The organism is Streptomyces sp. NPDC031379 (genome assembly GCF_055569615.1).
In genome coordinates this window covers 184,929-202,682 of the sequence record NZ_JBVIIT010000001.1, presented here as the reverse complement: position 1 = coordinate 202,682, position 17,754 = coordinate 184,929, and the positions used below count along the sequence as shown (strand labels likewise).

Annotated in this window: 16 protein-coding genes; 8 read left to right on the top strand and 8 right to left on the bottom strand. The window is 71.3% G+C overall.

The window, feature by feature from the left end:
• The first annotated feature begins 45 nt into the window (after positions 1-45).
• Positions 46-1,164, top strand: coding sequence for a phosphoserine transaminase (gene serC / locus ACZ5CW_RS01005; RefSeq protein WP_468597187.1), 1,119 nt, complete (start codon positions 46-48; stop codon positions 1,162-1,164).
• 58 nt (positions 1,165-1,222) lie between these two features.
• Here serC and ACZ5CW_RS01000 read toward each other — a convergent pair whose 3' ends face one another.
• A complete protein-coding gene (locus tag ACZ5CW_RS01000; RefSeq protein WP_468597185.1) occupies positions 1,223-2,194 on the bottom strand; it encodes a WD40 repeat domain-containing protein in 972 nt (323 codons plus the stop codon).
• 88 nt (positions 2,195-2,282) lie between these two features.
• On the opposite strand from ACZ5CW_RS01000, the gene ACZ5CW_RS00995 reads away from it, so the two are divergent.
• The 3 genes from ACZ5CW_RS00995 (at position 2,283) to ACZ5CW_RS00985 (ending at position 4,386) form a co-directional block, all read left to right on the top strand.
• Positions 2,283-2,966: a GDSL-type esterase/lipase family protein gene (locus tag ACZ5CW_RS00995; RefSeq protein ID WP_468597183.1), complete on the top strand. Its 684-nt coding sequence runs from the start codon at positions 2,283-2,285 to the stop codon at positions 2,964-2,966.
• 246 nt (positions 2,967-3,212) lie between these two features.
• Positions 3,213-3,344, top strand: coding sequence for a hypothetical protein (locus ACZ5CW_RS00990; protein WP_468597181.1), 132 nt, complete (start codon positions 3,213-3,215; stop codon positions 3,342-3,344).
• A gap of 49 nt (positions 3,345-3,393) precedes the next feature.
• Complete coding sequence (locus ACZ5CW_RS00985) at positions 3,394-4,386, top strand: aldo/keto reductase (RefSeq protein WP_468597180.1); 993 nt, start codon at positions 3,394-3,396, stop codon at positions 4,384-4,386.
• A gap of 219 nt (positions 4,387-4,605) precedes the next feature.
• On the opposite strand, the gene thpR is transcribed toward ACZ5CW_RS00985, so the two are convergent.
• Positions 4,606-5,178, bottom strand: coding sequence for an RNA 2',3'-cyclic phosphodiesterase (thpR, locus tag ACZ5CW_RS00980; RefSeq protein ID WP_468597178.1), 573 nt, complete (start codon positions 5,176-5,178; stop codon positions 4,606-4,608).
• Between the two features lie 40 nt (positions 5,179-5,218).
• On the opposite strand from thpR, the gene ACZ5CW_RS00975 reads away from it, so the two are divergent.
• Positions 5,219-5,734, top strand: coding sequence for a GNAT family N-acetyltransferase (locus tag ACZ5CW_RS00975; protein ID WP_468597176.1), 516 nt, complete (start codon positions 5,219-5,221; stop codon positions 5,732-5,734).
• A 21-nt stretch (positions 5,735-5,755) separates the two neighbouring features.
• Here ACZ5CW_RS00975 and ACZ5CW_RS00970 read toward each other — a convergent pair whose 3' ends face one another.
• Together ACZ5CW_RS00970 and ACZ5CW_RS00965 are read right to left on the bottom strand one after the other, a co-directional pair.
• Positions 5,756-7,105 carry an MFS transporter gene (locus ACZ5CW_RS00970; protein ID WP_468597174.1) on the bottom strand — a complete coding sequence of 450 codons (1,350 nt, stop codon included), beginning with the start codon at positions 7,103-7,105 and terminating at the stop codon, positions 5,756-5,758.
• Positions 7,106-7,132: 27 nt separating this feature from the next.
• Complete coding sequence (locus tag ACZ5CW_RS00965) at positions 7,133-7,570, bottom strand: MarR family winged helix-turn-helix transcriptional regulator (protein WP_468597172.1); 438 nt, start codon at positions 7,568-7,570, stop codon at positions 7,133-7,135.
• A 154-nt stretch (positions 7,571-7,724) separates the two neighbouring features.
• Between ACZ5CW_RS00965 and ACZ5CW_RS00960 the strand changes: the two genes are divergently transcribed.
• Entirely contained in the window at positions 7,725-7,907 is a 183-nt protein-coding gene (locus ACZ5CW_RS00960; protein ID WP_468597170.1) for a ribbon-helix-helix protein, CopG family, read from the top strand.
• A gap of 19 nt (positions 7,908-7,926) precedes the next feature.
• On the opposite strand, the gene ACZ5CW_RS00955 is transcribed toward ACZ5CW_RS00960, so the two are convergent.
• Positions 7,927-9,378 (bottom strand): NCS2 family permease, encoded by a 1,452-nt coding sequence (locus tag ACZ5CW_RS00955; protein ID WP_468597168.1) that lies wholly within the window; start codon positions 9,376-9,378, stop codon positions 7,927-7,929.
• 150 nt (positions 9,379-9,528) lie between these two features.
• Between ACZ5CW_RS00955 and ACZ5CW_RS00950 the strand changes: the two genes are divergently transcribed.
• The gene (locus tag ACZ5CW_RS00950) at positions 9,529-9,795 is read left to right on the top strand and encodes a DUF2530 domain-containing protein (RefSeq protein ID WP_468597166.1); all 267 of its coding nucleotides are present in this window, start codon (positions 9,529-9,531) and stop codon (positions 9,793-9,795) included.
• Between the two features lie 94 nt (positions 9,796-9,889).
• Entirely contained in the window at positions 9,890-12,283 is a 2,394-nt protein-coding gene (locus ACZ5CW_RS00945) for an HAD-IC family P-type ATPase (protein WP_468597164.1), read from the top strand.
• Positions 12,284-12,314: 31 nt separating this feature from the next.
• On the opposite strand, the gene ACZ5CW_RS00940 is transcribed toward ACZ5CW_RS00945, so the two are convergent.
• The 3 genes from ACZ5CW_RS00940 to ACZ5CW_RS00930 form a co-directional block, all read right to left on the bottom strand.
• A complete protein-coding gene (locus ACZ5CW_RS00940) occupies positions 12,315-13,145 on the bottom strand; it encodes a hypothetical protein (protein WP_468597162.1) in 831 nt (276 codons plus the stop codon).
• A 222-nt stretch (positions 13,146-13,367) separates the two neighbouring features.
• A complete protein-coding gene (locus ACZ5CW_RS00935; protein WP_468597160.1) occupies positions 13,368-14,126 on the bottom strand; it encodes a calcium-binding protein in 759 nt (252 codons plus the stop codon).
• A 122-nt stretch (positions 14,127-14,248) separates the two neighbouring features.
• Positions 14,249-17,425: a sacsin N-terminal ATP-binding-like domain-containing protein gene (locus ACZ5CW_RS00930; protein ID WP_468597158.1), complete on the bottom strand. Its 3,177-nt coding sequence runs from the start codon at positions 17,423-17,425 to the stop codon at positions 14,249-14,251.
• Positions 17,426-17,754: the final 329 nt, after the last annotated feature.

The window sequence follows — 17,754 nt, the reverse complement described above, 5'->3', positions numbered from 1 at the left end:
GGACACCGCTCCACCTCGCTTTCCCCCACCGGCTAACCTCCTTTCGTGGCCGACATCCAGATCCCCGCTGACATCAAGCCCGCCGACGGACGTTTCGGCGCGGGCCCCTCCAAGGTGCGCACCGAGGCGCTGGACGCCCTCGCCGCCACCGGTACGTCCCTCCTGGGTACCTCCCACCGCCAGGCGCCCGTGAAGAACCTGGTCGGCAAGGTCCGCGAGGGCATCTCCGAGCTGTTCTCCCTGCCCGAGGGCTACGAGGTGGTACTCGGCAACGGCGGCTCCACCGCCTTCTGGGACATCGCCACCCACGGCCTGATCGAGAACAAGTCCCAGCACCTCACCTTCGGCGAGTTCTCCTCCAAGTTCGCCAAGGCGGCCAAGCTCGCGCCGTGGCTGGCCGAGCCGACCGTCGTCTCCGCCGACCCCGGCACCCACCCGCAGGCGCAGGCCGAGGCGGGTGTCGACGTCTACGCCTTCACCCACAACGAGACCTCCACCGGTGTCGCCATGCCGATCCGGCGGGTGGCCGGCGCCGACGAGGGCGCGCTCGTCCTGGTGGACGCCACCTCCGGCGCGGGCGGCCTCCCGGTCGACATCGCCGAGACCGACGTCTACTACTTCGCCCCGCAGAAGTCCTTCGCCTCCGACGGCGGCCTGTGGATCGGCGTCTTCTCCCCGGCCGCGATCGAGCGCGCCGAGCGCGTCCACGCGTCCGGCCGCCACATCCCGGAGTTCTTCTCGCTCCCCACGGCGATCGACAACTCCCGCAAGAACCAGACGTACAACACCCCGGCCCTCGCCACCCTCTTCCTGCTCAACGAGCAGCTGGAGTGGCTCAACGGCCAGGGCGGCCTGGCCTTCTCCACGGCCCGCACGAAGGACTCCTCGACGCGCCTGTACAGCTGGGCGGAGGAGTCGAAGCACGCCACCCCGTTCGTCGCGGACCCGGCCAAGCGCTCGCAGGTCATCGGCACGATCGACTTCTCGGACGAGATCGACGCGGCCGCCGTCGCCAAGGTGCTGCGCGCCAACGGCGTCGTGGACACCGAGCCGTACCGCAAGCTCGGCCGCAACCAGCTGCGCGTCGCGATGTTCCCGGCGATCGACCCGGCGGACGTCGAGGCGCTGACGAAGTGCATCGACTACGTGATCGAGAAGCTGTAGTCCTCTCGCCCGCAGCCGCGAAGGGCGCCCGGCGTTCGCCGGGCGCCCTTCGCGCGTCTCACCCCCGGCGCCGCAGCCGCCGCACCCCGAACAGGGCGGCCGCGCCGACGGCCAGGACGACGGCGCCGACCTTCAGGCTCGCGCTGCCGGCCCGGTCCCCGGCGGAGCCGGAACCGCCCTCCCCCGAGGGGGACGAGGAGGCGGGCCGGTCCGGCGCGTCCTCCGCCTGTACGGAGCTGCCCGCGCCCTCGCTGCCGTACATCAGCTTCGTCCCGTCGGCGGAGTACGACAGGGACTCCCCCTGCCCCTGCAACGGCACGTCCAGGCTGCCCTTGCGCTGGATGCGGCCGCCGTTCCAGTCGTAGTGGATGCCGCCGAAGTAGCCGCGCACGGCGAGCTGTTGCCCGTCCGGGGAGAACGCGGCGTCGGTGGCCCAGAGGTCGACGGCGGCGATCGGCCTGAAGATGTTCGCGCCGGAGGTGGAGAGGGTCGCCGGGCCCTCGTACAGGTGCCCGCCGTCCTCCTTCTTGTCGACGATGTAGACGCGCCCGGTCTTCGGGTGGACGAGCAGTGACTCGGCGTCCCGCGGCCCGTTCTCGTACTTCACGACGTACTGCGTGGCCGTGACCGTCTGGTCCTTCAGCACCTTCGGCTCGGGCAGCCGGTAGATCCACACGTACGGCCACCTGCCGCCGAAGTTGTCACCGATGTCGCCGACGTAGATCTCGTTGTGCGGCCCGATCGAGATGGCCTCGACATCGCGCGGGGCCCCGATGCCGCGCAGGGTGAGCCGGGCGACGGTCCGGCCGGTCCGGCTGTCGACGGCGTAGAGGTACGGCCCGTCGTCGCTGTCGTTGTGCGTCCAGTAGACGCCCGGGTGGAGGTGGGAGGCGGCGAGCCCGCTGGACTCGGTTATCCGCGTGTCCTTGATGACGAACCCCTGGTCGCCGTCACCGCCGGCGGCGGAGGCGGGCAGCGCGCAGGCACCGGCGAGCAGCACCCCGGCGAGAACGGCGAAAGATCGGCGCATGCCCCAAGCCTGCCATCACCGCCGGTGGTTCGCGGGACGTGGTGGGCCTCACACTCCATGCGCCCCCGTGATCGTCCATCATGAGCGGATGCTCAGGTTCATGCCCGTAGGTGACTCCATGACGATCGGGAGCGCGGGCGAACACACCTGGCGTCACCGGCTGTGGCAGCACCTGTGCTCGACGTACGGCGGTCCCTTCACCTTCGTCGGGCCGCGCGAGGAGCTGTACGACAAGACGGCCGACGCCCCGACGTCCCTCGCCTATGCCGACCCCGACTTCCCGCGCGCCCATCTGGCAGGCTGGGGCGAGGGCTGGCTGCACATGGTCCCCCTGGTCGGCGACGCGATACGGGCCCACCGCGCCGACGTCCTGCTGGTCTCCCTCGGCCTGATCGACCTGGGCTTCTACACGAACGCCGAGCAGACGGCGGAGAACGTGCGGGCCTTCGTCGCCGCCGCCCGGGAGGCCGCGCCGCGCATCCGCATGGTGCTGCTGCCGGTGATCCCCAACATCCGGGCCGCCGCGGACGAGGCCTTCGCCGCCCAGGTGAACGACTTCAACGTCCTGCTCGCCAAGGCGGTGGCCGACCTGGACGAGCCCCGCTCCCCGATCCTGCTCGCCTCGCCGCCGAAGTCGTACGACATCCACGCCGACACCTACGACGGCACACATCCCAACGCGAGCGGGGAGCACCGGATCGCCGGGGCCTTCGCGGAGGCGATGTGGGAGGCGTGGAACCTGGGAGAGGCGTACGCCGCCGGAACGGATTGACCTGCTCCCAGCGCTTCGGGGACGTCGTCCGTATCGTTGTACCGCACGGCCGCGCCTGTCCGGGGGCAGCCGGGGAGGAGCGCCACGATGACCATCTTGAGCGTATGCCCGTCCCCGAAGGATTCAGGGTCGAGATCGTCGGGGGCAACGTCCATATGACGCCGCAGCGGAACACAGACTGACAGATCATCCGCCGGATCCTGCGGGCCCTGGAGTCTACGTCATCGCCGACCCCTACCAGGGGCGGTGCCACGTCTACACCCACCCAAGGGCGGCGACTACGCCATGAGGACGTCGGTGGACTTCGGCACCGACGTCGATCTGACCGGCACGGTGGCCGACCTCGTCCTCGAGACCGGTGACTTCCCCCGCGACTAGCCGGGCCGCCCTTGCCTAGAGCGCACTCCAGGCCGTTGGCTGGATGACCATGAAGTACACGCAGCTTGGACGCACAGGACTCAAGGTCAGTCGACTCGTCCTCGGGACGATGAACTTCGGGCCGCAGACCGACGAGGCCGACAGCCACGCGATCATGGACGCGGCGCTGGACGCCGGCATCAACTTCTTCGACACCGCCAACGTGTACGGCTGGGGGGAGAACAAGGGGCGGACCGAGTCCATCATCGGCAACTGGTTCGCCAAGGGCGGCGAGCGGCGCTCCAAGGTCGTCCTCGCCACCAAGGTCTACGGCAACATGGGCGCCGACGGCGAGGCCTGGCCCAACCACGACAAGCTCTCCGCGCTGAACATCCGGCGGGCCGTGGACGCCAGCCTGAAGCGGCTGCGGACCGACCACATAGACCTCTACCAGTTCCACCACATCGACCGGAACACCCCCTTCGAGGAGATCTGGCAGGCGATCGACGTCCTCGTCCAGCAGGGGAAGATCCTCTACGTCGGGTCCTCCAACTTCCCCGGCTACAAGATCGCCCAGGCCAACGAGACCGCCGCCCACCGCGCCGGCACCATCGGCCTCGTCAGCGAGCAGTGCCTGTACAACCTCGCCGAGCGCCGCGCCGAGATGGAGGTCATCCCGGCCGCGCAGGACTACGGCCTCGGCGTCATCCCGTGGTCGCCGCTGCACGGAGGTGTGCTCGGCGGTGTGATCAGGAAGCAGGTGGAGGGCGGTCGCCGCGCCTCCGGGCGGGCCGTCGACGCCCTCGCCGACCCCACCACCCGCGCGCGGATCCAGGCCTACGAGGATCTGCTCGACAAGCACGGACTGGAGCCCGGCGAGGCCGCTCTGGCGTGGCTGCTGACCCGTCCCGGCGTGACCGGCCCGATCGTCGGCCCGCGCACCGCCGAGCAACTGGAGTCGGCACTCAGGGCCGTGGAGCTGGAGCTGAGCGGGGAACTGCTGTCCGGCCTGGACGAGATCTTCCCGGGCCCGGGTCCCTCCCCGGAGGCGTTCGCCTGGTAGTGCCCCCCTTCTCGGCGGCGCCCTGGGGGGGCAGCGCCCGACGGGGTACGGGGAACCGCGCGACCGGCCCGGACGGGTCCGCGCCCGGCGAGCCGGCCGTGGTTCCCCGGCCCCGTCGGGGACTACCTGACAGCCGCCGCGGCGGCGACCACAACGAACATCAGCACAAGCACACCGGCCATGATCCGGTTACGGGTCTTCGGGTCCACGGGTCCGAGCCTAACCAACCCCGCCGAGCCGCCAGCGGGCGACCGCCTCGTACCGGGGCTGCTCGCCGGGCACGCCGGACCGCGGCAGACTGCTGCGCATCAGCACCAGCTCGCCCACCGTCCAGGTCCGGCCGGTGAACTCGTGCAGCAGATCGACATACGGCCGTACGTCGAACGAGTCCCGGCTCCGCGCCACCGTCAGGTGGGCCTTGTACCGCCGGTGCTCCCCCATCGGCACCCCGGCCTTCCGCGCCGCCGACTCCGCCCGGTCGGCCAGCAGCCTCAGCGCGTCGACCTCTCCCGAGGCCCCCGTCCACAGGGCCCGTCCGTGCCCGAACTGGCCGCCTCCGGAGAGGGCCAGGGCGAAGGGCGCGGTGCGGTGGGCCGCACGGGCCAGGCGGTCCGACAGCTCCGGCACGAGGTCGTCGGCGACCTCACCGTAGAAGGCGAGGGTGAAGTGCCAGCCCGGGCGGTTGGTCCAGCGCAGCCGCTCCGCGCCGGGCAGCCTTCTCAACTCGGCCACCTCGGCCGCGAGTTCGTGGACGGCTTCCTCCGGGGGGAGCACCGCGGCGAAGAGTCTCATGCCTTCACCTTCCCAGACGGGCGTGGGCATGATGGGGTCCATGACGATCACCATCCGCGAAGGCGGCCCCGACGACGCCCCCCTGATCCTCGGCATGCTCGACAGCGCCGTGGAGTGGCTGGTCTCACAGGGCCGAACCGGGCAGTGGGGGACCGAGAGCTGGTCGGGCAACGCCCGGGCCGTGGAGCTGGTGCACCGGTACGCCGCCGAGGGCACACCGTACTTCGCCGAGATAGACGGCGTCCCCGCGGCCACGCTCACCCTCAGCAAGGGCCCCGGCCCCTATCTGGAGCCCGCCGACGAACCCGAGCGGTACATCCACCTCTTCGCCGGCGACCGGCGGTTCAAGGGCCGGGGCGCCGGTGCCGCGCTGCTCGCCCACGCGGCCCAGGTGACCCGGCGGGAGGGGATCTCCCTGCTGCGCGTGGACTGCTACGCGGGTGACGACGGCAAGCTGGTCGCCTACTACGAGAGCAACGGTTTCATCCGGACGGAGCCCTACACCCACGGCGAGGAGAAGTGGCCGGGGCAGGTGCTGGCCCGGAGGGTCCTGTAGCGGACCCTCCGGCCGGACGGATCACGCCGCCGTCGCCAGCTCTTCCCGCTCCCTCGGCACGAAGCGGACCCGCGGGTGGCCGCGGTGCCAGCCCACCGCCAGCCGCAGGCCGCCGATGCGGGCGAGGACCAGGCCGATGACGGCCGCGGCCCCGGCGGAGATGATGCCGCCCAGGGCGAAGCCGACCCGGGCGCCGTAGGTGTCGGTGATCCAGCCGACCACCGGTGCGCCCAGCGGCGTACCCCCCATGAACACCATCATGAACAGGGCCATCACCCGGCCGCGCATGGCCGGGTCGGTGGCCATCTGCACGGCGGTGTTCGCGGTGACGTTCACCGTCAGGCCGAAGACGCCGATCGGGACCATGAGCAGCGCGAACAGCCAGTACGACGGCGCCACCGCGGCCACCGTCTCCAGCGCGCCGAAGGCCAGCGCGGCGGCGATCAGCACGCGCAGGCGGGCCGTGCCGCGCCGGGCGGCCAGCAGGGCGCCGACCAGGGAGCCGACGGCCATCAGCGTGTTGAAGAGGCTGTAGGAGCCGGCGCCGGAGTGGAAGACGTCGTCCGCGTAGGCCGACAGCCACACCGGGAAGTTGAAGCCGAAGGTGCCGATGAAGCCGACGAGGACGATCGGCCAGATCAGCTCCGGCCGCTTCGCCACGTAGTCCAGCCCCTCCCGCAGCTGCCCCTTGCCGCGCGGCGCGCGCTCGACCACGTGCAGTTCGCGGGCGCGCATCAGGAGCAGGCCCGCGATGGGCGCGGCGAAGGACAGGCCGTTGGCGAGGAACGCCCAGCCGGTGCCCACGCCGGTGATCATGAGACCGGCGACGGCGGGGCCGACCAGACGGGCCGACTGGAAGTTCGCGGAGTTCAGGCTGACCGCGTTCTGCAGCTGCTCGGGGCCGACCATCTCGGAGACGAAGGACTGCCGGGCCGGGTTGTCGACGACCGTGGCGAGGCCGACGGCGAAGGCGGCGACGTAGACGTGCCAGACCTGGACGTGGCCGGAGAGGGTCAGGAAGGCGAGCGCGAGGCCCGTGACGGCCATCGCCGCCTGGGTGACCAGGAGCGTGGGCCGCTTGGGCAGGCGGTCCACGAGAACGCCGCCGTAGAGGCCGAACAGGAGCATCGGCAGGAACTGCAGGGCCGTCGTGATGCCGACGGCCGCGGAGGAGCCGGTGAGACTGAGAACGAGCCAGTCCTGGGCGATGCGCTGCATCCAGGTGCCGGTGTTGGAGACGACCTGGCCGAGGAAGAAGATGCGGTAGTTCCGGATCCTCAGCGAGCTGAACATCGAGGACTTGCGGGCGGTGGGGGTGGTGGTAGGAGCGGTCGGTGCGGGGGCGGAAGGTGCTCCGGATCCCGTACTCAAAGGTGTTCGCCTCCTCTGGTGGGCTGCTTACAGGTGTGCGAGCTTCTCCAGCACGGGAGCGGCGGCGCGCAGCTTGGCCCACTCGTCCTCGTCGAGGCCCTCGACGAGGCCGGCCAGGAACGCGTTGCGCTTGCGGCGGCTCTGCTCGAGCATGGCCTCGGCCTGCTCCGTCTGGGTGACGACCTTCTGGCGCCGGTCCTCCGGGTGCGGCTCCAGCCGGACCAGCCCCTTGGCCTCGAGCAGCGCGACGATGCGGGTCATCGACGGCGGCTGGACGTGCTCCTTGCGGGCCAGTTCGCCCGGGGTGGCGGTGCCACAGCGGGCCAGGGTGCCGAGCACCGACATCTCGGTGGGGCTCAGCGACTCGTCGACCCGCTGGTGCTTGAGTCGGCGGGACAACCGCATCACGGCGGAGCGGAGAGCGTTCACGGCGGCAGCATCGTCGCCATGGGTAAGGTCCGGCATGTTCTTTAGAGTAACTCATTACCCTCTCTAAAGACCACTCGGCGCGCATGCGTTGCCCGTGACGCCGGCCACTGAATCTTATGATCACCCGTACGAGTGAGTCGGTTCCGGAAAGTGACGCACGGGGTGGCCCGATGTGGCGACCCTCGTACCCATGGGGACCAGTGTGCTCAGCCTGCGGATAGACGGGGAGCTGCTCGAAAGGCTCCGGCTCCACGCGGCGAAAAGAGGAATGAGCGTGCAGGACTATGTGGTCCGCACGCTCATTCGGGACGACTTCGACGAGCGGTTCCAGGCCGCCGTCGAGGAGACGGAGAAGTTCTACGGCGTCACCTGACGCCGTGGACGAGGACGGCTCAGGTCAGCCCCAGGGCCGGCATCAGGTAGTAGAAGGTGAAGACCGCCGAGACGACGTACATCGCGACCGGGATCTCCCGGGCCCGGCCGGCGGCCAGGCGCAGCACCGTGAAGGTGATGAAGCCCATGCCGATGCCGTTGGTGATCGAGTAGGTGAACGGCATCATCAGCATCGTCACGAAGGCCGGGATCGCGATCGTGTAGTCCGCCCAGTCGATCTCCTTGACGGAGTTGGACAGGATCAGGAAGCCGACCGCGATCAGCGCCGGGGTGGCCGCCTGGGACGGGACCATCGTGGCGATCGGGGTGAGGAAGAGCGCCACCGCGAAGAGGCCGCCGGTGACGACGTTCGCCAGGCCCGTACGGGCGCCCTCACCGACGCCCGCCGTGGACTCCACGAACGCGGTGGTGGCCGAGGAGGAGCTGGCACCGCCCGCCGCGACCGCGAGACCGTCGACGAAGAGGACCTTGTTGATGCCCGGCATGTAGCCCTCGGCGTCGGTCAGCTTGGCCTCGTCGCCGATGCCCATGATCGTGCCCATGGCGTCGAAGAAGCAGGACAGCAGCACCGTGAAGACGAAGAGGATGCCGGTCAGCACGCCGACCTTGGAGAACCCGCCGAAGAGGCTGACCTGGCCGACCAGGCCGAAGTCGGGGGTGGCCACCGGGTTGCCCGGCCACTTCGGGACGGTCAGGCCCCAGGACGGGATCGTGGCCACCGCGTTGATGATCACCGCGAGGACGGTCATGCCGACGATCGAGATCAGGATGGCGCCCGGCACCTTGCGGACGATCAGCGCGAAGGTGAGCAGCGCGCCCAGGATGAAGACCAGCACCGGCCAGCCGGTGAGGTGACCGCCGACGCCGAGCTGGAGCGGGACGGTGGTCTGGGCGGCGTCCGGCATCCGGGTGACGAAGCCGGCGTCGACCAGGCCGATCAGCATGATGAACAGGCCGATACCGATCGAGATCGCCTTGCGCAGGCCGAACGGCACGGCGTTCATCACGCGCTCACGCAGGCCGGTGGCGACCAGCAGCATGACCACGAAACCGGCCAGGACGACCATGCCCATGGCGTCCGGCCAGCTCATCCGGGGCGCCAGCTGGAGCGCGACGACGGAGTTGACGCCGAGGCCGGCGGCGAGCGCGATCGGCACGTTGCCGATGACACCCATCAGCAGCGTGGTGAACGCGGCCGTCAGCGCCGTCGCCGTCACCAGCTGGCCGTTGTCCAGGTGGTGCCCGTACATGTCCTTCGCGCTGCCGAGGATGATCGGGTTCAGCACGATGATGTAGGCCATCGCGAAGAAGGTCGCGAGACCGCCGCGGACCTCACGGGCGAGGGAGCTGCCGCGCTCGGAGATCTTGAAGAAGCGGTCGAGGGCGCCGTAGGCGGGCGCACCGCCCGGCTTTTCGGGGGTGGGGACCTTGGCAGGTGCCGAGGTGGACATGCGAGACCTCATCACCAACGGGGTTCCCCCGAGCCTCGTTGGAGTTTCATACGAGCAGAAGTGGTCAAAGACAAACGGTTTCAGTATGAACGTATGAGTGCCAGATCGCTATCTCCGCGCGTAGACACCTACGGCGCTTAAGCTGTGCGCATGGCTAAGTGGACCCCCAAGCACGAGGCGCCGGAGCCCCTGGAGGGCCCCGTGGTCGCCACCATCACCGGCGGCACGATCGTGTGGTTCGTCCTCTTCCTCGTCCAGCTGCCCTTCTACGGCTGGTTCGAGGACCACGACCGTGTGTGGTGGCTGTGGACCTGCCTGGCCGGCGGCGGACTGGGACTGATCGGCATCTGGTACGTGCGCAAGAGGGACGCGGCGATCAAGCGGGACGCGGCACTGAAGGCGGCGTCGGCGAAGTAGCCGTACAACCAGGGCAGGACGCGCCTCCTCCCCAGGTCGGAGATCCGCTCCGTTCGGCAGGTGAACGGGCAAATCCGCACGTACCGTCGAATGCATGACCCATATCGACGCGGGAGCCGAACTCGACCCCGTGCACCCCGTGGCCCTGCCCGGGAGCCGGACGGGGCTGACCGGCGCCGAGGTGGCGGAACGGCGTTCGCGCGGGCAGGTCAACGACGTACCGGTGCGCAGCAGCCGGTCGCTGGGCGAGATCGTCCGCGCGAACGTCTTCACCCGGTTCAACGCGATCATCGGTGTGCTCTGGCTGGTCATGCTGTTCGTCGCGCCGATCCAGGACAGCCTCTTCGGCTTCGTGATCCTCGCCAACACCGGCATCGGCATCGTCCAGGAATGGCGTGCCAAGCAGACCCTCGACTCGCTCGCGGTGATCGGGGAGGCCCGGCCGACGGTCCGGCGGGACGGGGTCGCGACCGAGGTGTCCACCAACGAGATCGTCCTCGACGACCTCGTGGAGATCGGCCCCGGCGACAAGATCGTCGTCGACGGGGTGTGCGCGGAGGCCGAGGGCCTGGAGATCGACGAGTCGCTGCTCACCGGCGAGGCCGACCCCGTCGTCAAACGCCCGGGCGACCCGGTGATGTCCGGCAGCTTCGTCGTCGCCGGCGGCGGCGCCTTCCAGGCCACCAAGGTCGGCCGCGAGGCCTACGCCGCCCAGCTCGCCGAAGAGGCCTCCCGCTTCACCCTCGTCCACTCCGAGCTGCGCACCGGTATCTCCACGATCCTCAAGTACGTGACCTGGATGATGGTCCCGGCCGCCATCGGCCTGGTCGTCACCCAGCTCGTGGTGAAGAACAACGGGCTGAAGGACGCCGTGGCCCGCACGGTCGGCGGGATCGTCCCGATGGTCCCGGAGGGGCTGGTGCTCCTCACCTCCGTCGCCTTCGCCATAGGGGTCATCCGGCTGGGCCGCAAGCAGTGCCTCGTGCAGGAGCTGCCGGCGATCGAGGGACTGGCCCGTGTCGACACCGTCTGCCTGGACAAGACCGGCACGCTCACCGAGGGCGGCATGGACGTCACCGAGCTGCGGGCGCTGGACGGGGCCGACGCGACCTACGTGCGCCGGGTGCTCGGCGCCCTGGGCGAGTCCGACCCGCGTCCCAACGCCTCGCTCCAGGCGATCATCGACGCCTACCCCGACAGCGAGGACTGGCGCTGCGTCGAGTCGCTGCCCTTCTCCTCCGCCCGCAAGTACAGCGGGGCGGCGTTCAGCGAGGGCGACGGCGAGACCAGCACCTGGCTGCTGGGCGCCCCCGACGTCCTGCTCGCCGACGGCGCCCCGGCCCTGGCCGAGACCGAGCGCCTCAACGAGCAGGGGCTGAGGGTGCTGCTGCTGGCCCGCACGCACCGCGACCTGGACGACCCCGAGCCGGCCCGGGGCGCCCGCCCCACCGCCCTCGTCGTCCTGGAACAGCGGCTGCGGCCCGACGCCTCCGACACCCTGCGCTACTTCGCGGACCAGGACGTCCGCGCGAAGGTGATCTCCGGGGACAACGCGGTGTCGGTCGGCGCGGTCGCCGCCAAGCTGGGCCTGGACGGTGCGGCGGTGGACGCGCGGCGGCTGCCCGCCGAGCGGGCCGGGATGGCGGACGCGCTGGACGCGGGGACCGTGTTCGGGCGGGTCACCCCGCAGCAGAAGCGGGACATGGTCGGTGCGCTGCAGTCGCACGGGCACACGGTCGCGATGACCGGGGACGGGGTGAACGACGTGCTCGCGCTCAAGGACGCCGACATCGGTGTGGCCATGGGCTCGGGTTCGGAGGCGACCCGCGCGGTGGCGCAGATCGTCCTGCTGGACAACAGCTTCGCGAGCCTGCCGTCGGTGGTGGGCGAGGGCCGCCGGGTGATCGGCAACATCACGCGCGTGGCGACCCTGTTCCTGGTGAAGACCGTCTACTCGGTGCTGCTGGCGGTGCTGGTGGTGTGCTGGCAGGTCGAGTACCCCTTCCTGCCGCGGCACCTGACCCTGCTGTCCACCCTCACCATCGGTGTCCCGGCCTTCTTCCTGGCCCTCGCCCCCAACAAGGAACGGGCGAGACCCCACTTCGTGCGCCGGGTGATGCGGTACTCGGTGCCCGGCGGAGTGGTGGCGGGCGTGGCGACCTTCGTGACCTATCTGGTCGCCCGCCACCACTACACCGGCCCCGGCGCCCTGGACGCCGAGACCAGCGCGGCCACCCTGACCCTGTTCCTGATCTCCATGTGGGTCCTGGCGATCATCGCCCGCCCCTACACCTGGTGGCGGGTGGTCCTGGTGGCCACGATGGGCGTGGCCTTCCTGCTCGTCCTCGCCGTACCGGCCCTGCAGAGCTTCTTCGCGCTCAAGCTGGTCGGCGTCACGATGCCGTGGACGGCGGTGGCGGTGGCCGTGGTGGCGGCGGCCGCCCTGGAGTTCCTGTGGAAGCTGGTCGACCGCCGCGAGCCGCGCTGAGCCGGGGCCGGGCCCGGCCCCGGGCGCTAGCTCACTGCACGTCGACGTAGTCGGCCGTGGACGTGACCGCCGGGGTGTACGAGTTGCCCGCGAAGCTGAGGCGCCAGTAGCCGTCGTACTGGGCGGTGACGGCGGCCTTCACGTTGCCGGAGGAGTCGGAGTTCACCGTCTTGACGGTGCTGTACCCGCTGCCGCCCGCCTTGTAGAACTGCAGCTTGACCGGCTGGGCGGTGTAGCCGTGGTAGAGGTTGTCCTCCCAGTTGGCGCGGGTCAGCTTGCCGGTGGTGGTGAGGGTCTTGCCCTTGACGACCGGCTCCGGGCCCGCGTTGGCGGTCAGCTTGGAGTAGCGCTGCAGCAGGGTGGTGGCCATGCCGCCCTGGTCCTTGAAGCCGACCTTGCTCAGATCGGGGTTCTCCGGGTCCTGGCCGTTGAAGGCGATGGCCTCGGCGCCGACCGACCAGCTTCCGGAGTCGGCGTTCTTCAGCTCGCCCTCGCCCGGGTAGAAGTCGACGGTGCCGGTGCAGGTGGCGGTGGTCGACGTGACGACCTTGCAGGTGGCGGGGTTGTCGCCCTCGAGCGTCTTGCTCGGGGCGTCGAAGGAGCCGCGGTAGAGGTAGGCGTCGCTGTAGAAGTCGGACGCGGTGACGTCGACGCCCGAGCCGTGGGTCAGCGTGAAGCTGTACGTGGTGCTGACCTTGTTGGTGGTTCCGACCTTGGTCGCCGAGGCGATCTTGAGGTTCGAGAAGCTGACGTCCATCGTGTACGGCGTGCCGCTGGTCCCGGCGGCGTGCGCGGCCGGGACGACGAGAGCGGTGAGAGCCAGGGCGCCGGAGACGGCGGCCACGGTGGCACGTATGCGCATGTGCGTTCCCCTGGAGGGAGAAGTGATCGTGGAGTCGGTTGACTCGCGCGATCAGACTCGTGAGGCAGGGGGCCGGTTGTACGACAAGATTCGATCTGGCCAGATTTTGTGACCGGATTGCCGTTCCGTTGCGCAGATGAGGCCGTTCCTTGACGTAAGTGAGAGGAAACGTTCCGGCAGCCCCGGGAGCGGCACGCGCTCCCGGGACCGCAGGGGTGCCTCTTACTGCACGTCGACGAAGTCGGCGGTGGAGCTGACCGCCGCGGTGGTCGAGCCGCCCGCGAAGGAGAAGCGGTAGTAGCCGTCGGCCGTCGCGGTCGTCGTGGTCTTCAGGTTGCCCTTGGTGTCCGCCTTGATGGTCTTCAGCGTGGTGTAGCTGCTGGCGCCCTTCTTCTTGAACTGGAGCTTGACCGACTGCGAGCCGTAGCCGGCGTACTTGAGCGACTCCCAGTTGGCGCGGGTGAGCGCACCGGTGACGGTGACGGTCTTGCCCTTCTTCACCGGCTCGGGAGCGGCGTTGGCGGTGAGCTTGGCGGCGCGCTGGAACGAGAAGGAGCCGGCCTTCTCCTTCCAGATGTAGTCGTCGTCCTTGGCGTCGACCCAGGCGTCCACGTACCAGGTGCCGGCGCTCTTGTTGGTGAGGTAGTCGGTCTTCGGGTCGATCTTCACCGAGGCGGTGCAGGTCGCGGTGGTGGCGTTGACCTGGGTGCAGGTGGGCTTGCCGGTCGTCGCGAAACCGTTGTCGGGACCGAAGAGGGCGAACTCGTCGGCCCCCTTGATGCCGGAGTTGTCCGTGGCCGTCACGCTGACCTTGAAGGTCACCGCGTTGGACGTGCCGATGGACACCTTGTTGTCACCGTCCACCACGACCTTGGTGATCTTGGTGTCACCCTGGCTGCCGTCGGCCTGCGCGGCCGGCACGGCGAGGGCGGACAGGGCCAGAGCGCCGCCGACGACGGCGACTGAGGCTCGGATGCGCATGTGTTCCCCTGCGTGCGTAGTCAAAGGAGAGTCAGTCGACTCCGGCTGATCAGACTCGGCACGCAGGGGAACGGTTGTACGGGATTTGAAGATTCAGTGATGAACTTCTGGAGATCCGGCGGTCAGTCGAACCACCGGTCCCGCGCCAACTCCTCGGTCCGGGACGGGTCCTCCAGCAGCGCGGCGACCTCGAAGCGGCGCGGCCACTGCCCCGCCGCCCAGGCCAGACCCGCCGCGACCCCTTCCAGGGTGGCCGCGTGCAGCACCCCGTCGTCGGTCAGCCGCCAGTCGATCTCGACGCCGTCCACGACGAGTTCGTCGTGCTCGACGTACGTCCTCGGCGTCCGCGGCCCGAGCAGCACCCGCACCGAGTCCGGTACGTCGTGCTCGGTGCCCTCGGAGTGCACCTCACCGGTGACGGACTCGCTCAGTCGCCGCACCTGGAACAGCTCGGCCAGCTCGGCGGCCCGGGACGGCCGGACCGGCAGCAGCGCCACCCCGGCGGTGAACGGCAGCAGATCGGGTGAGTCGACCACGACCGCGTCGGCGGCGTCCACGACCTCCACCCGTCCGTCGACCACGGCCCGCAGGTCGTCCGGCAGGGTCACCTGCTCCGGGTCCAGCTCGGCCAGCGCACCGTACAGCCCGTGCAGTTGGGCGGGCGTGACCGGCCGCTCGGGGTCGGCGAGCCGGTCCAGCAGCTCGGCCGCACCACCCGGCTCGTCCAGCAGGGCGCCGACGGAGGTCCGCACGCCGAGCGCCCGCAGCACCTGCTCGTCCTCGAACCCGGTGGCGTCGGCCTCGTCGTACAGGCCGCGCAGGAGCGGGTCGCCACCGGCCGCGAGGAGACCGGCGGGGCGACGGCCGTCGAGGACCGGATGGCCGCGCAGCCACCACGCGGTGTACGGCCGTACGACCTCGTGCGTCCCGTCGTGCAGCAGGATGCGCACGGGCTGGGTGAGGGCGTCCCGCAGCGGCGGCCGGGCGAGCAGCGCGAGCGCCTCGGGCCAGTGCCCGTCGTCCACCAGGTCGAGGTCGCGGACGGCGACGAGTTCGGTGGCGACCGGCGGGACGGGGCTGTCCGGGAACCGGTCCAGGATGTCCTCGCACCACACGTCCACGGCGTCCAGCAGCCCCGCGTCGTCCGGCTCGGCGAAGTCACCCTCGCGGGGCTCCAGTTCGTCCGGGTCGAGGACGACGTCGGTGGCGCGGACCAGCGCGAAGTCGGCGAGCACCCCGCAGGCGGTCAGCGGCTGCTCGCCCCACTTCTCCGCCAGATCGGCGTCCACCCGGGCCAGTTCACCCTCACGGATCACCCGCGCGAAGGCACTGCCGGGAAGTACGAGTTCACCCGCCGGGGCCGGCTCCCCGTCCTCGTCGAGCAGGGCGAGGGCGCCGAGCCACGGCTCGTCACCGGGCTCCAGACCGGCATCGCGGACGAGCGCCAGCACCGTGTCGGCCAGTTCCTCGGCGTCCGGCGCGTCCTCCTCCCAGCCGATCCCGCCCCCCTCGTCCAGGGAAGCGGCCACCGCGGCCCGCACCTGCGGGGTCGTCAGCACCGCGCGCGCAGTGGCGGGCAGTGCGCCCAGCTTCTCCAGCAGCGGGTGCGCGGCGTCCTCGTGGGCGACCTTCAGCCCGAGCCGCCCGAGGACGTCCGGGTCGACGCTGGCGCCGTCCGGCGTGGGCAGCAGCACCTGCCGGGGCCCGATGGCCGTCCTCGCTCCCCCCGCGCCGAAAGCCCGGGAGGTGCCCCCGGCGAGCGGCACCGGCAGTCCGGACAGCCGGTCCGGGTCGATCCCGGCGAGGCTGTCGTAGAGCCGCCACCACCAGCCGGGGTCCTTCTCCAGGCCGGCGAGCCGGTCGACGGCGTCCGCGAGCGGCAACCGGGCGACGCCGAGGGTGCGCAGCTCGGCGCGCCGCTCGAGGCCGGCGGGCAGGAGGGTGGGCAGCACCTCGGCGAGCACCCGCACGGTGTCCGCCCCGGCGCCCTCCACGACCTCCGCGTCCCTGGGCCGCAGCGCCTCCGGCAGCTCCTCCTCCCCCTCGGGCTCGACGGCCGGGGGCAGGAACGCGGTGCGCGGCAGCCGGTCCAGGACCGCCTGCCGCAGGGCCCCGTCCAGCTCGCCCCTGCCGAGCGGGCCGGGCACGAGATCGATGATCCCGTCCGTCACCGGCCGCCAGCCGGCGAGCAGTTCGGTGTAGGCGTCGGCCGCGCGCTGCACCAGGAAGTCGGTGAGCGGTCCGGGCGCCGCGTGCCGGCGGGTGGTGTCGAGGGGGAAGGAGGCGATGAGAAGGGCCGGCACCCCGAGGGGCTCGTCGCTGGGCGTGGGGGCGTGCACGACCGGGGTGGTACGCGGCCGTGCCGGGCGCCCCTCCTCGTCCTCCGGTACCGCCCAGGTCACCGACCAGTGCGGGCGCAGGCGCTCCTCCACCGGCCGGTCGGCGAGCAGTTCGGGCGTGAGCGGGCCGTGTGCGGCGGCGGTACGCCACCGGGTGGTCCCCTGCCGCGAGTCCTCGACGACGGTGACGGCGCCCTCGCTCCGGCGCCGCAGGGTGCGCGGCGCTTCGCCGTCGACCTCGACGACGACCTCTTCCAGCCCCGGCAGGGCGAGGAGCAGAGCGTCGTCGACGGCGTTGAGCAGCCGCTCGGCGAGGTCGGTGGCGGCGGCGTCCCGCAGCGGCAGGATGACGGCGGTGTCGTACGGTTCCGGGGCCGTGCCCTCGGCGGCGAACGGCAGCCGGAGCAGCGGCACATGGCCGTCCCGCCGCCGGATCTCGTCGCCGAGACCGGGGCTGTGCCGGGCGGTGCCGGCGGCCAGTTCGCGCGCCTCGGCCAGGGACCAGCGCACCCCGCCGTGCCGCCCGACGACGGCGGGCTCGTCGGTGACGGCGAGCACGGCGGCGAACCCGACACCGAACCGGCCGACGGCACCGTGGGTGGTCTCGGTGTCCCGCTTGGCGGAGGCCCGCAGCGTGGACAGCGACTCCACGCCGGCCGCGTCCAGCGGGGCACCGGTGTTCGCGGCGACCAGCACGCCGTCGCGGAGGGTGAGCCGCAGCCGTCCCGTGGTTCGCGCGCGGGCCGCGGCGTCGGCGGCGTTCTGGGCCAGCTCGACCACGAGCCGGTCCCGGTAGCCGCCCAGGACCAGGTCCTCCTCGGCGTTGGCGTCCTCACGGAACCGGGCGGGGCTGGTGGCCCAGGCGTCGAGGACACCGCGGCGCAGCCGGGCCGTCCCGAAGGGATCGGCACCTTCGGGCGCCGGCCGCACGAACTTGCTGCTCACGTTAACTCTCCTCATCGACGTGAGGACGAAGGTACAGCGCGGGCGGGCGCGGACGCCTGCCTCCTCCCGGGCCGCCCGGGGCCGGCAGGACGGTGCAGCGGGGGGCGGCCGGGGCGGGGGCGGCGGGTGGCCGCGGGGCGCCGTGTGCCCGGGCCGGGGCGGCGGCCGCAGTGGTACGCGCGGTGCATCGGGCGGGCCCGGCGGGCCCCTCGGCACGGTGGGCGGTCGCCCTCCCGTGCCCGGTCGCCGCGCGCCGTCCGGTCGCCGTGCGGTGAGCAGGGGCCGTGGGATGAGCGGGGGCCGTGGGATGAGCGGGGACCGTGGGATGAGCGGTCGTCCTCGGC

Coding starts and splice junctions, on each gene's coding strand:
- ACZ5CW_RS01000 (WP_468597185.1), bottom strand. CDS start 2,194: ATGCGCCGATCTTTCGCCGTTCTCGCCGGGGTGCTGCTCGCCGGTGCC.
- ACZ5CW_RS00995 (WP_468597183.1), top strand. CDS start 2,283: ATGCTCAGGTTCATGCCCGTAGGTGACTCCATGACGATCGGGAGCGCG.
- ACZ5CW_RS00985 (WP_468597180.1), top strand. CDS start 3,394: ATGAAGTACACGCAGCTTGGACGCACAGGACTCAAGGTCAGTCGACTC.
- thpR (WP_468597178.1), bottom strand. CDS start 5,178: ATGAGACTCTTCGCCGCGGTGCTCCCCCCGGAGGAAGCCGTCCACGAA.
- ACZ5CW_RS00975 (WP_468597176.1), top strand. CDS start 5,219: ATGACGATCACCATCCGCGAAGGCGGCCCCGACGACGCCCCCCTGATC.
- ACZ5CW_RS00965 (WP_468597172.1), bottom strand. CDS start 7,570: ATGCCGGACCTTACCCATGGCGACGATGCTGCCGCCGTGAACGCTCTC.
- ACZ5CW_RS00960 (WP_468597170.1), top strand. CDS start 7,725: ATGGGGACCAGTGTGCTCAGCCTGCGGATAGACGGGGAGCTGCTCGAA.
- ACZ5CW_RS00955 (WP_468597168.1), bottom strand. CDS start 9,378: ATGTCCACCTCGGCACCTGCCAAGGTCCCCACCCCCGAAAAGCCGGGC.
- ACZ5CW_RS00950 (WP_468597166.1), top strand. CDS start 9,529: ATGGCTAAGTGGACCCCCAAGCACGAGGCGCCGGAGCCCCTGGAGGGC.
- ACZ5CW_RS00945 (WP_468597164.1), top strand. CDS start 9,890: ATGACCCATATCGACGCGGGAGCCGAACTCGACCCCGTGCACCCCGTG.
- ACZ5CW_RS00940 (WP_468597162.1), bottom strand. CDS start 13,145: ATGCGCATACGTGCCACCGTGGCCGCCGTCTCCGGCGCCCTGGCTCTC.
- ACZ5CW_RS00935 (WP_468597160.1), bottom strand. CDS start 14,126: ATGCGCATCCGAGCCTCAGTCGCCGTCGTCGGCGGCGCTCTGGCCCTG.
- ACZ5CW_RS00930 (WP_468597158.1), bottom strand. CDS start 17,425: ATGAGGAGAGTTAACGTGAGCAGCAAGTTCGTGCGGCCGGCGCCCGAA.